The 12,915-nt window shown below is 39.0% G+C and carries 12 protein-coding genes; 10 read left to right on the top strand and 2 right to left on the bottom strand.

Translation table 11 applies throughout. The features are described 5' to 3' along the window. Positions 1-100: 100 nt before the first annotated feature. The gene (locus tag EHE21_RS08960) at positions 101-541 is read right to left on the bottom strand and encodes a hypothetical protein (RefSeq protein ID WP_194952457.1); all 441 of its coding nucleotides are present in this window, start codon (positions 539-541) and stop codon (positions 101-103) included. Between the two features lie 173 nt (positions 542-714). On the opposite strand from EHE21_RS08960, the gene EHE21_RS08955 reads away from it, so the two are divergent. Next, positions 715-1,137, top strand: coding sequence for a fimbrial protein (locus tag EHE21_RS08955; protein WP_194952607.1), 423 nt, complete (start codon positions 715-717; stop codon positions 1,135-1,137). A gap of 5 nt (positions 1,138-1,142) precedes the next feature. On the opposite strand, the gene EHE21_RS08950 is transcribed toward EHE21_RS08955, so the two are convergent. Next, positions 1,143-1,823, bottom strand: coding sequence for a Crp/Fnr family transcriptional regulator (locus tag EHE21_RS08950; protein ID WP_194952456.1), 681 nt, complete (start codon positions 1,821-1,823; stop codon positions 1,143-1,145). Positions 1,824-1,959: 136 nt separating this feature from the next. Between EHE21_RS08950 and add the strand changes: the two genes are divergently transcribed. The 9 genes from add to EHE21_RS08905 all read left to right on the top strand — a co-directional run bounded on the left by add (position 1,960) and on the right by EHE21_RS08905 (position 12,898). After that, the gene (gene add, locus EHE21_RS08945) at positions 1,960-2,955 is read left to right on the top strand and encodes an adenosine deaminase (RefSeq protein ID WP_194952455.1); all 996 of its coding nucleotides are present in this window, start codon (positions 1,960-1,962) and stop codon (positions 2,953-2,955) included. 242 nt (positions 2,956-3,197) lie between these two features. Next, positions 3,198-4,238, top strand: a complete 1,041-nt coding sequence (locus EHE21_RS08940) for a hypothetical protein (RefSeq protein ID WP_194952454.1) — start codon at positions 3,198-3,200, stop codon at positions 4,236-4,238. After that, positions 4,235-5,314, top strand: a complete 1,080-nt coding sequence (locus tag EHE21_RS08935; protein ID WP_194952453.1) for an acyl-CoA reductase — start codon at positions 4,235-4,237, stop codon at positions 5,312-5,314. The genes EHE21_RS08940 and EHE21_RS08935 overlap by 4 nt, the downstream gene beginning before the upstream one ends. Before the next feature lie 5 nt (positions 5,315-5,319). Further along, positions 5,320-6,342, top strand: coding sequence for an NAD-dependent epimerase/dehydratase family protein (locus EHE21_RS08930; RefSeq protein WP_228766757.1), 1,023 nt, complete (start codon positions 5,320-5,322; stop codon positions 6,340-6,342). Next, a complete protein-coding gene (locus tag EHE21_RS08925) occupies positions 6,339-8,588 on the top strand; it encodes a penicillin acylase family protein (RefSeq protein WP_194952452.1) in 2,250 nt (749 codons plus the stop codon). The genes EHE21_RS08930 and EHE21_RS08925 overlap by 4 nt, the downstream gene beginning before the upstream one ends. Positions 8,589-8,591: 3 nt before the next feature. Next, positions 8,592-10,010 carry an AmmeMemoRadiSam system radical SAM enzyme gene (amrS, locus tag EHE21_RS08920; protein WP_194952451.1) on the top strand — a complete coding sequence of 473 codons (1,419 nt, stop codon included), beginning with the start codon at positions 8,592-8,594 and terminating at the stop codon, positions 10,008-10,010. 4 nt (positions 10,011-10,014) lie between these two features. Then, positions 10,015-11,253: a lipase/acyltransferase domain-containing protein gene (locus EHE21_RS08915; protein ID WP_194952450.1), complete on the top strand. Its 1,239-nt coding sequence runs from the start codon at positions 10,015-10,017 to the stop codon at positions 11,251-11,253. Between the two features lie 101 nt (positions 11,254-11,354). Next, a complete protein-coding gene (locus EHE21_RS08910) occupies positions 11,355-12,473 on the top strand; it encodes an AAA family ATPase (RefSeq protein ID WP_194952449.1) in 1,119 nt (372 codons plus the stop codon). Then, entirely contained in the window at positions 12,470-12,898 is a 429-nt protein-coding gene (locus tag EHE21_RS08905; RefSeq protein WP_194952448.1) for a hypothetical protein, read from the top strand. The genes EHE21_RS08910 and EHE21_RS08905 overlap by 4 nt, the downstream gene beginning before the upstream one ends. The last annotated feature ends 17 nt before the right edge of the window (positions 12,899-12,915 follow it).

Below are 12,915 nucleotides of genomic sequence, written 5' to 3'. Positions count from 1 at the left end.
CTATTTTTACCTACAATGAAATAGAAGAAGCGATGCAGAGTACAAGAAAGCCGTGAGAGTGGCAATAAAATGAACTGAATAAAATAGAGATGATGCGTTGTTATCCCGCATGGCTCGTAATATAAAAGATTTCCCATTTGTCATCGTCAGTATGCCTTAGCGTGATCCGAAGATCAGTAGGACCTTTAAATTCGATGTTCACATCCTGCATTTCCACTTCCGTGCCATTAAACCAGCGACGTAGACGATTCCCATTTGTTTGTTTTGGAAAACTATAAGCAAATTGATATCCAGAAGCAGGGATTTCTCTCATCACTTTAGCTTTAAACTCTTCTAATGTTTTTCCTGTATACATATTTTGTTGTGTCAGACTAAATGCCTGCTCATATTCTTCATTATTGATATTATTAATAAAATCAGTAGCAAGTTGACGCTGATAAGAAAAAGAATAGGGTAATTTAAGCCAATAGTACGTACCCAATACTAAAACAATAAATAGAAATGAAAAATAAGTGGCCATCTTTTTATATTGTATTTTCATGATACTCCATCCTCATTTTTAAGTTTTATCATTCCATTATAACCATCGTGTTTAAAGCTTGATTGCAACAGGTTCATTAACTCTTTAGCCATAATGAATAATACCATTTCTATTTACTATTACTTTATTTAAAGAAAATTAATCTGTAATACGGGTTATTAGCGAGCACCTGCATATTAGAGTCATCTAAAATTAAAGACGTTAACCTTGGGCATATCTCCCTTAGTGAAAATGGTTTTGGCGGACAAATTCATTCAACGAGCGAAAAAATAGATTGGCATATAACCTTAGATTGTCCTGAAGGTTTGCCCGTTATTTTAACGCCTAAAGGCAGTGCATTTTCAGGAAATAGCACCGTACTGGCATTAAATACATCATCTGATACTGCCAAAGGTGTTGGCGTTGAAACACAGTACAGCGTTAATGGCAGTAATTGGACGACATTAGAATTAAATAAACGTAATACTGTGGTTAGTGCCGCAAAAAATGAGGGTGAAGTGACTTTGAATTTTAGGGGTTATTACAAGCAAATGGAGAAGGACGTTTTTCCCGGAACAGCAAATGCCACGTTAGATCTTGAAATTGTTTATCAATAACATGTTTATAGAGCCAAGCCATTAAGTTGAGACAAACATTCACAATCCAACACTGTTATCGATTTACTCTTTAATTTAATCGCCTTAATACTGACTAGATGCGCTAAAGCGCGGTTTAATTGTCTGGTTGAGATCCCAAGCATTGCCGCTAATGAGTCTCTTTTTTCTAATTGAAAAGAGAGTCCTTCTTGTCGTGCTTTAAAAAATAAATATCGGCGCAATTTGAATTCTGAAGAATAGGGTGATTGAGAGTGTCTTAATGAAGATTGATAAAGTTTTTGGCTTAACTGCTGGCAAATAAAGGTGAGAAAATTAGCATCTTGCAATGCTTTTTGTCTGACAATGGAAAGAGGTAACGCTAATAAATAGGAAGGAACTAAGGCTTGTACAGTGCTAAACACCATTTCATCTTTATCTGAAAACAGTTCTAAATCACCAATAACACAGAAAGCTTGCTCAAAAGAAAAAACCACATGCTCACCGTTTATTTCATAACGTTCAATCTGTAATTTGCCTTCCACTAGACAGTATAAATGTGTTGCTTGGCTATTTTGCGTTATTAAATATTCCCCCGTTTTCACTTCCATTAATCGCATAGAAGACAACAACGCATCAGATAAATAAGTATCAAGTTGATGCATTAAAATAAAAGCGTTACGTTTTTTTTCATCATTAACTATTTTCACTTTTATTTTCCTTTCACGATCAAGCTTCAATTTATTATCGAAAATAGCATACTTTTCAAAAAAGGACATATGTCCTTTTTTAGGCTGGTGGAGATTATTACTATCATGATATTCCTAATATTTAGAGACTATATTAATGACATTCAATCCCAGTTTATTACCTAAAGTTGAGCTTCATGTGCATTTAGACACCTGTTTAAGCTATTTTTATATTAAACAGCTAGATCCAACAATAAGCTTTGATAAATTTAATCAGCAATTTGTTGCTCATAAACCCTGTTTTGATTTGGGCGATTTTTTAAGTAAAGTCACGCCTCAAATTGATATTTTGCAGACTAAATCAGCAATTACACTGGCTGTTGACGATCTGTTTTATCAGTTGAAAGCAGACAATGTTATTTATGCTGAAATCCGTTTTGCCCCGTTATTACACACAAAACAGGGTTTAACAGATAAAGACGTTGTTGAAGTTGTTATTTCAGCAATGAATAAAGCATCTCAAAAATACGATATTAAAGCGGGATTGATCTTATGCACATTGCGTCATTTTAGTGCGTTCGAGAGTCTGCAAACCGCCAAGTTAGTTGTCGAATACCTTAATAAAGGTGTTGTCGCACTTGATTTAGCGGCTGATGAAGCGCGTTTTTCTTTAGATAATCATATTGCTGCTTTTGATTATGTTAAAAAATCAGGAGGGAATTTAATTGCTCATGCAGGGGAAGCGAAAGGCGCTGAAAGCGTTACTGAAACATTGGATAAACTGCATGTTACTCGAATTGGTCATGGTGTAAGAAGTATTGAAGATAATGAAGTCATTAACAGGCTTAAATCTCAAAATATATTATTAGAGGTTTGCCCAAGTTGTAATATTATCTGCAATATCTATGAGCAAATAGATCGACATCCCGTTAATCAGCTAAAAAAGCAGGGCGTTAAATTAAATATTAATACTGATGCGCGAACAGTTGCCAATACTTCGTTAAATAAAGAGTATCAGTTATTACATGATATTTTTGGTTGGAGCGAAAAAGACTTTCAGCAATGTAATATTGATGCTCTTAATGCCAGTTTTATTGCAAATGACGTTCGTAAAAAGTTAATGGATAAGCTCTACTACGTTCACGCAAAATAGTGAACTACACATAATAATCATCAAAGAGAACACCTTTATTTTTAAGGTGTTTTCTTTATTTTTAAGCAGAAACACCTTTTTGTCAGATTGCGATTATTCAATCTAGATAAAACAATGTGATATAAAACATAAGAATGGTGAAATCTAATCACATCCTTCCTGTTTTAAGAATAATTACATTCAATAAGTAAGAATAATTGATGACTATGTTGATATAGCCCTTATCAATGTAAGGATACAACATGTCAGAAGAACAGCATCATCAGATGGATAATTTAGTTAATCTCGCTCAACCTTATGCTGTTGATAGTTTTGATGATGCGCTTTTTACTGCATCTATGAATGAAGCTGATAACTGGCATCGCCAAAATAATGCTAACTATCAATCATTATGGCAAAAAATGCCTCAGCCAGTTATTCCAGTTAATTTATTTAAAACTATGGATTTAGCCACTCCCACACATCGTAACGGTATCTGGCTAAACAGTTCAGGAACAGGGCAACAAGGAAAGACACAAGTTTTCTTTGATGATGTTAGCCTAAAGCGCATTGAAACTGCAATGACGCAGATTTTCTATCACAACGGTTTAATATCAACCACTCCCGCTCGTTTTCTCATGTTGTCTCCTGATCCTCAATCTGGCGATCATGCTGGTTTTGCGACAGCTTTCTTAAAATTTACCCAATGTGCTCCCATTAAAGAGCTGGTTTTCACTGTGTCAGAACACGGTCAATTTGATACAAAACTAGCATGGTCAACATTACAACGTTGGGCGAATGATCCAGCGCCTATCTATATTCTTGGGCTAACCCTTTTCTTTGAACATTTATGCTTAAGTCGCCCTGATACATTCACTCTATTATCGCCGATTAAAGGGCTAACAGGCGGGGGATGGAAAGGGATGACAAAACAGCTAGAACGCCCAGATATTATTCAAGGATTGAAAGAAACCTTACATGCTCCCAATGTTGATATTCGTGATATTTATGGCATGACAGAGCATCCTTTACACTACATTAGTTGCAGTGAAGGTCATTTCCACGTTCCTGCTTACTCTCGTTTTGCCATTATTGATGAAACAGGTGATCGAGCACCAGAAAGGAAAGTAGGCTTTATCCAACTTGAAAATCCTTTTTTTGATTCATTAGCTTCTCAGCGCCTATTAACCCAAGACTTAGGTTTATGGGGCACACAATGCGCTTGTGGTCATCCATTACCCTATATTCACTATATCGGCAGAGCGACTTCACCAGAGGGCACTTGTGCGGCACAGGTAAAATGACAGAAGCAATACACGTTCGTTTAGCAAACATTAAACAGTGTTTAATACACTGCCTTAATGAGAATTGGCTATTCTCTGATGATCCCTTGACGCAAGCATTCTGCCTTAACCGTTTAACACAGTGGGCTTATAGCGACATATTAGCGCAAAAAGTGGCTAATGAATTGGGGGGCAAAAGCTGGCGAGCGCCGAATAAACTATTAATTGTGGTATCAGAAAAAGATCCCCTAGGTACATTAGAAGCACTACTTGCGGGCTATTTAATTGGTAGTCCTATCCGAATAAAAGCGCGATTATCAACACAATGGCTTTATCTTTTACGTGCTTATTTAGGTCTAAATGAAAATGAGTGTGAAATTCTTGATTGGTCAAGTGAAAATCAAAATGATGAGCTTGTTCTTAACGGGGTTGAAGCTATTTTATTGGCGGGGGGTGATGCGCTTATTCAGCATTATCGCAAAGTGGCACCAGCACAGATTAAACTAATTGAGCTAGGGCCAAAAATAAGTGCAATGGCTATTTTAGGTCATTCATTACCTGATATTTCCCTTATTTTAAAAGACGTTTGTTTATTTAGACAGCAAGTTTGTAGCTCACCGCGTTTTATCTTATTAGAGAATGAAAACTGCGCTCAACAGCTTTATCAGCAACTTTCTATTGCATTACCTTCATTATCCCCATTGCCAGAAACAGTAAAGCTTCAACAAATGGCGCAAGCGCACGAATATTCATTGTCTCGTGACTTACTCAATAATGAAAAACCCACACTTTACAATGCAAATTCAGGCTGGGGGATCACTTACCACACTCAATTTGCACCTCAATATTGGCTTAATTTTGGTTTTCAATTGATTGTCGGTCCCGTAGCGCATCATTTGCAGCTAGCTCAAAAACAGTGGTTTGCACGCTTACAAACATTGGGTTATCACGGCTCACTTTCGTCAATTTCACCACAACAATATAGCTTCACTCGCTATTGTCCAATTGGCTCGATGCATTCTCGCCCGATGACCGCAACGCATGATGGCTTTTTTATGTTAGCCACACTGGTGTTTTTTATTAATCAGGAAGGGTAATCACATTGAATAGACGGAAAATATTTATCACTGGTGCAAATGGATTTATAGGCTCTTATTTATTACCTAAGCTTGCAGAGCTTGGTGATGAATTAACGGTATTGTGTCGTGATCCCCATAAAATTCACCCTGATCGCCCTATATTGCCAGCGGATGTAAACGTGATAAAAGGAGATTTACTCCAACCTGATACATATCGCGATGCACTTATTGGGCAAGATATTATTATTCATTTAGCTGCTGATTATCGCGTAGGAATTGCACCTAGTCGTTCTGAACATCAAAAGATGTATCAAACCAATGTCACTGGCACATTGAATTTGCTTAATGAAGCCAAAAGAGCGCAAATTTCTCAGATTTTATATACCAGTACCACCGCTGCATTAGGCGAAACTCAAGGGGTATTGCTTGATGAAACTCATCGTCATAATGGCTATTTTCGTAGTTATTATGAAGAAACAAAGCAAGTTGCCCATGTATTAGTTGAACGCCACCAGCAACAAGGAATGCCGATTAAAATCGCAATTTGTGGCGGTGTATTTGGTCAAGGTGACAATAGCGTTTTAGCACAGACGTTATCTGCTTTTTTCAATAAAAAAATTCCGTTTCAAGTTAGTACAAACAGTACTTTTCAACTCTGCCATGTAGATAAATTATGTGATGGCTTATTACGCTTACTTGCCTTAGATAAACCTCAAGAAACAGTGCTGTTTACTGGTGATGTTTTCTCTATGCCTGAAATTTTCACACTACTTAGCGAAATACAAAAAACCGCGCCATTACCGATAAAAAATCGCAGTAGTTTACGACCTTTAGCATGGTTGATGGATAAGCTCGCCTTGCTTGGTTTTTCCATGCCACTTTCCTGTGAAGCACTACGTATTATGGATGGAAGCACCTATACCTATTCATCTTCTAAAGCAGAACAGCTATTAGGATGGACAGCGGGTGAACCATTAAATGACTTTAAGGATTATGCCCAAAGTATTGCTAACCAATACACATTGATGAATAAGGAGTCCAAATGAAGCCAAGGACGCTCACTTCGCAATGGGGTAACGTGACATTGTCACTAGAAACAGAGCAACTGCTGAGTATCAAAGGTGATACAGATAATGCGGTTTTTTATGGGCAAGGTTATGGCGCAGCCTATTTACGTTTGTGGCAACTTGATTTATCACGTCGAGTCGCTAGCGGTCGTTTAAGTGAAGTGATGGGAAACGGTGCGCTTAGAACAGATATTTTCCAACGTCGATTAGGCTTGGTTGAACTTGCCAAAATAGCAGAACTTGATGATAAAAATGCGCCACCCGATAGCTGGCAAGCGACTCAATTTCAACATATTACCGCGTATATTGCAGGCATAAACCAAGCTATAAAAGATCTAAAAATTCGCCCAATAGAGTGTTTATTACTACGCTACAAGCCCGAATTATTTACCACAACAGATAGCTATCTGTTAGGGCAACTGAAATATTTTATTAATTCAGCTTGGCAATATGAATTATTTCACACTCGTTTAGCTAATCGACTGACGCCATCTCAACATCAGCAACTTTTATCTACCTTTAGCCTTGAAGGAGAGCAAATCCCGCCATTTCCTTTAGATGAACAGAGTGAATATTATCCTGAAGTGATTGCTGCGTTTAAAGAGGGATTAAAAGGCTTACAACATTTAGGTTTAGCATCACCAGATACTGGTTCTAACGTAATTGCCGTCAATGGTTCGCTTACCGAGTCTGGCAAACCAATGTTGGCTGCCGATCCCCATATGGGGCATGTTAACCCAAGTTTTAATCTATTATGCCGTTTAGAGAGTAAAGAAGGCTTAAGTGTGATGGGTTCACATTTTCCGGGTTCGCCGGGCATTATTGTGGGACGCAATACTCATGCCGCGTGGGGAATGGTCGGCATTATGGCGGATAACCAAGATTTATTTTGGGGACGCATTGATTTAGAAAATGAGAAGGTCGAAACCATACAGGGATGGGAGCCATTAACAAAAAGAACTCACACCATTGGCTTAACCTCAAAACGTCAACATACTTTTGTGACTTATGATTATTCACAAGGTCGATTAATGTCTGAAAAAGCGGGCTATGGTTTATTTTTACGCTGGCCTGCATTAGATAATCCAAGTGGCGATATTACTTTTTATCAGCTTGCAAAATGCCATAACTGGACATCATTTAGAGAAGCTTTAAGACATGTAAAAAACTCCCCTATGATGGTGGGATATGCCGATATCCACGGTGATATTGGCTTACAAAGTATGGGATATATTCCTAAGCGCCATAGCGAATTAGGCAGTTTAGTGCTCAGTTTGACGGAGCCATTACATCAGTGGCAAGGTTATGTTCCTTTCGATGATTTGCCCGCCGAATACAATCCTGAACGCGGGTATGTCCTTTACGCTAATCAATATAGTACGTCACTCTTTGATGGAAAACCGGCGTTATCTAATCGTTGGCATCCACCGACAAGGGCTTTACGTATTGAGCAACTTATTCAGCAAACTCAACAGCATACTTTTGAAACCTTTCGTCAGATGCAAGATGATAAAAAAGATCTGTTCGCCCAAAAAGCGCTCGCTTTTTTATTACCTTATATACCTGAAGATAAAATGCTGTCTCAGTGGGATTGCGTTACTCAACAACTCAACGCATCACGGCTTTTTGATGTATGGATACAGCATCTTACAGATAGAGTCTTAGGAAAGGTGCTAAAGAGAGGATCACGCGCACTATATACAGACTTCTGGCCAAGTTGTCGCTGGAGTATTCTCAATATTCTGCAATACCATCTTCAAGATTGGCAGTTTGAACAAGAGGCGCTTTCTACATTAATTCGTGAAACCTATGCCAGTGCATTAATTGCCAGTCAGAAAATGGAACGTCCTTACGTTGAATTTCAGCATAGTATCAAAAAACCATTGTGGCTTAATCGTCTATTAACGGGTCGTTACCCTTATCAAGGCGGTAATCGAGAAACCATTCATGCCACAAGGCAGAATGCTGATTTCTTAACGCAATCCCAGATAGGGAATAGCGACACCATTAAAACCAAGCCTTATACCTTTGGTCCCGGTTTTAAATTGATCGCCCATTTAACTCCGCAAGGCGAATGTCACTATTTAATTAACACGCCAGCAAAAGGAAATCCTTTTTACTGGAAATTGCGTCATGTATTGGAATGTTGGCAAACAGGAACCCGACAAAAAACCGTTTTGCCTTTTTGTGAAAATAACCATCATTGTAATGATAAAAAGGAATAACTCATGGCAAGAATGAAGCAATGGCAACAAACAGGGCATCCTGCACGCTTATGGCATCCTATTTCAAATGATCGCATTCAGTGTGAGCTTTGCCCGCGAGCATGTAAAATTAACTTAGGTCGTACAGGGACTTGTAAGTTAAGACGCAATGAAAATGGCAGTTTAGTCACGCTAAACTACGGTAAATCTGTCCCCATGACACAAGAGTCGATAGAAACCGAAGCGGTTTACCATTATGCACCCGGTGAACGTATTTTATCGTTAGGTAATATTGGCTGTATGTTACGTTGTGATTTTTGCCAAAACTGGAGTACGAGCCAAGCCCGTTATGTACAAGATAGTAATGTGGCTTACTACAGTCCTGAAGATGTGGTCAATTATGCGTTAAAACATAATATTCGTGTTTTGTCGTGGACTTATAACGATCCGATTGTTTGGCATGAATTTGTTATGGATACGGCGAAGCTTGCCCGTGAACATGGTTTAAAAAATCTCTATAAAAGTGCCTTTTATATCAGCGAGAAAGGTATTGATGAATTACTAGGTGTGATGGATATCTTTAGTATTTCATTAAAATCAATGCAAGATAGCTTTTATCGTAAACATACAGGAGGGCGATTACAGCCCGTTCTTGATGGTATTAAACAAGTTTATGATGCGCGTAAATCCACAAATAGCCCGCACCTTGAAGTCTCTAACTTATGTGTGACAGGGCGTAATGACTCTCTGGAAGAAGCGAAGAAAGTCACAGATTGGATGCTGAGGTATCTTGATGCCGATATTCCATTGCACTATGTTCGTTTCCATCCTGATTACCAATATCGCCACGTTGAACGCACATCGATTCCTTTTCTTGAACAAGCTCGTCAGCAAGCCTTAAATGAAGGTATGCGCTATGTTTATGTGGGGAATGTGTTTGATACAGACAGCGCAAACTCTTATTGCCCAGAATGTCACACCTTGTTAGTGAAACGCAGTGGGTTAATTGCACAATCTCACTTAGAAAATGGGCAGTGTCCTCACTGTCATTTTCAGCCTTCCATTATTTTACCTTGGGCTGGATCTAACACCGACAAATTATCAGAACATATCCCTGATGATTTTATCTGTATTACACATCCTTTCCGCGGTCCTGTTCAGGCATGTCATATTGAACAAAAAAATGACTCGCCGATTTATTATCAATTTATCACTCGGCAGGGAGAGCCTGTTGGTCCAATAAGCACCAATAGTTGTCATCGCTTTATGTTGTCGAAAAGTAGCCCTAAAGCAGAGGGTATTCGTCTTTATCATCACCAAAATGAACCTTGCCAGCTGTTTGAGGTTTACGATCGCGCTCATTTTCCTGTTACTGAAGCCGAAAAAACGCATCTTGGTAGCGAAAATGTGCCGATCACGCTTATTCCATTAAAAGGACGCTAAAAATATGCCACTTAATAGAGGATGGTCATTAATACGTGCTCAGCTTATTGCGGCTCAAATTCGTAAAGCGAAACTTGATGATAAAGTCCCGAATCTTCCTATTATTTATTTACCGGGAATTTTAGGGACTAAGCTTTTTGATAGACAAAAGCAGGCCTTTATTTGGGGTGATCATCGTAGTGTTTTTACAAAAAGTGATTATGAATATGAACATCCCAACGCTCAGTATTCACCTCGCGTATTAGCCACCGAGCAATTGCACGCATTTTCGATTGTTCCTTATTTAGTGAGCACACTTGTCACTCAAGAGCTTAAAGATGTGCTTGAAACAGCATTAGGTTATCGCGAAGGGCAAGATCTGTTTTTCCTTGCCCATGACTGGCGAGCTGATCATCGATTGCTGGTGGATGCTATTGATAGAGAAGTTAATCGGCTGAAAACTATTTTTGGTGAGAACCAGCCTTTTATTTTTATTGCACAATCTGCATCTAATCTCGCAATACGCTATTGGTTACGCCATACCACGCCAGAAAACAGGGCATTAGTAGCTAAATGGTACGCTTTTGGTCCACCTTGGCACGGTACATTTCAAGCATTATCCATGATGGAGACAGGTTATTACGCAGGAAGTCGCTATCTTTATGGATTCTCTCCTGATGATGTTTGCGGTTGTCCTTTTGTATACCAGTTATTGCCACCTGATCCTGTGGTAATCGATAGCTACGGCAGAGCGTTAAGTGATTTTGATATCTATGATGAAGCATGTTGGGAGCACTATCGCTTAGGCCCTTATAAAACATCAATCAGTTCAGCACAGAATCAGCGAGTAAGAGAGGCGCTGGCACAAAATCTACAATGTGCTAAACGCTTTACTGATGCGGTTTCAGGAATTAACGCAGATGAACAAACTGTGCCACAAGTATGGTATTTGAGCGATAACAATATCACGTTAAAAGCCGCCATTTATGGTCGAGATCGCTGGTATTTACAAGCCAAAGATATTAAACGTGAGTTTCCGCAATTAGCGGCTCAAACATTAACAGTCGGTGACGACCACCTTCCTTTAGAGGGGTTATTACAATATTGGCGAGCGCCTATTGTACGTGATCGCTATCAACATCCTTGGGGAGAGAGCTTTGCCTTTATTAGCCAAGCCTCAACGCATCGCGCATTAATTAATCATTCACCTAATTTAAGAAGTTTGGCATTTGATATTGCAACAGAAAGAAGAAAAGAGTGTTAATAAAATTAATACTTTCCATTGATTGAGAAGTTGAGTCAGAAAATAAAAACTTACATAATGCAGGTATCTCGCCGTTAAACTCTTAATTTGTGCGTAAACATATGACATCAAATATAAATGGAATTATCGATAATATTCGCAAAGCAATACAACACTCAACGCAAGGTATGATTGGACGTGAGCAACTTGCTGAACTGGTTGTTTTAGCCGCAGTTGCTCATGAACATTTACTTGTTATCGGCCCTCCAGGTACAGCGAAAAGTGCCGTTGTCCGTAGAGTTTCTCAAACATTGGGCGGACGTTATTTTGAATACCTTTTGGGGCGTTTTACCGAACCTTCAGAGTTATTTGGTGCTGTTGATCTCAAAAAACTAAAAGAAGGTAAAGTCGAAACCGATATCACAGGAATGTTACCTGAAGCGGATATTGTTTTTCTTGATGAGGTTTTTCTGGGTTCGACTGCAATTTTAAATACCTTATTAGGCATTTTAAATGAGCGTCGATTTAAGCGTGGTCATACCGATATTATTAGTCCATTAAAAGTGTGTATTGGTGCGGCTAATAGTTTGCCTGATGATCCGAACCTTGGCGCATTCTCAGATCGCTTTCTTATTCATCTTTTTATTGATTCAGTACCCGATCACCAATTAGAAGCTATGCTCGAAGGCGGATGGGCTTCAAGCCTGACTCAACTTTCAGCTCAACTCGATATTGCTCAATTAGATGAATTGCACCTTGCGGTTAAGAATGTCGATTTAACGCAAGTTAGACCATTGCTGGCTAATGCTGTGCGTTCATTAAGAAATGCAGGGATCACGCTTTCAGATAGACGTATTGTTCGTGTTCAGCGTCTTATTGCTGCCGCAACCGTACTCAATAATCGAGAGACTGCGACAGAGCAAGATCTCTGGCCTTTACTGTATGTACTGCCTACTGAAGATGCCCAGCAACAAGGACGTGAAATCTTACGACAAGAACTCTCACTTTCAATGAATTCTCGACTATTTAGCTCCGTAGAAGAGGCGACATTACAACCTCAATCTCGTATGAACCGTTTAATTGAAAGAGCAACAGATGTTCTCAATGCAGAGCCCGTATCTAAAGCGGATATTGAACTGACGTTACGAGAAATAGATGCCAACTTCTCAACCGAGATGTTAAGTGAAGAGCTTGCCATATTACGTACACAATTAGCGATACAGTTTAGTCACTTATTATGAGCCTAACATTTCCACTGACTTGGCAACCTAATGCAACGCCTCCTAAACCACAAGGGGTGTTTGCAACAGGTATAACGGCTAAACAGCTTATTGAACGCATTATTCATTTGCCTGATGTTCAGCAACAACGGTTAAAAGTGATCACCAGTCAATATCGACTTATTGTGTTAGGGAAACAGGCTGATTTACCTTGGGCTGAAAATATAACGCTGATTGCGCCATCTACTGAAACAGCAAAATTATGGCTCCCTATACATCAACAGCTTTTATTACCTAATGGGCTGGTGGAGCAAGCCTTAGTCCAGCAGTTTAAACGCCAACCACTATTACTCTTACCATCACCTCAAACGGTGATCCCTTTAGATAATCAGTGGACGTTAACACCAACGCTACGGGATACACTCACCCAATTGTGTTTTGAGTGAAATATAATGTGATACAA

The sequence above is a fragment of the Proteus sp. GOKU genome (assembly GCF_015475555.1).
Classification (GTDB): Bacteria; Pseudomonadota; Gammaproteobacteria; order Enterobacterales; family Enterobacteriaceae; genus Proteus; species Proteus mirabilis_B.
Note: the sequence above shows the minus strand (reverse complement) of the source record. Positions and strands in the feature narration are given on the sequence as shown.

Coding starts and splice junctions, on each gene's coding strand:
- EHE21_RS08960 (WP_194952457.1), bottom strand. CDS start 541: ATGAAAATACAATATAAAAAGATGGCCACTTATTTTTCATTTCTATTT.
- add (WP_194952455.1), top strand. CDS start 1,960: ATGACATTCAATCCCAGTTTATTACCTAAAGTTGAGCTTCATGTGCAT.
- EHE21_RS08940 (WP_194952454.1), top strand. CDS start 3,198: ATGTCAGAAGAACAGCATCATCAGATGGATAATTTAGTTAATCTCGCT.
- EHE21_RS08935 (WP_194952453.1), top strand. CDS start 4,235: ATGACAGAAGCAATACACGTTCGTTTAGCAAACATTAAACAGTGTTTA.
- EHE21_RS08925 (WP_194952452.1), top strand. CDS start 6,339: ATGAAGCCAAGGACGCTCACTTCGCAATGGGGTAACGTGACATTGTCA.
- amrS (WP_194952451.1), top strand. CDS start 8,592: ATGGCAAGAATGAAGCAATGGCAACAAACAGGGCATCCTGCACGCTTA.
- EHE21_RS08915 (WP_194952450.1), top strand. CDS start 10,015: ATGCCACTTAATAGAGGATGGTCATTAATACGTGCTCAGCTTATTGCG.
- EHE21_RS08910 (WP_194952449.1), top strand. CDS start 11,355: ATGACATCAAATATAAATGGAATTATCGATAATATTCGCAAAGCAATA.
- EHE21_RS08905 (WP_194952448.1), top strand. CDS start 12,470: ATGAGCCTAACATTTCCACTGACTTGGCAACCTAATGCAACGCCTCCT.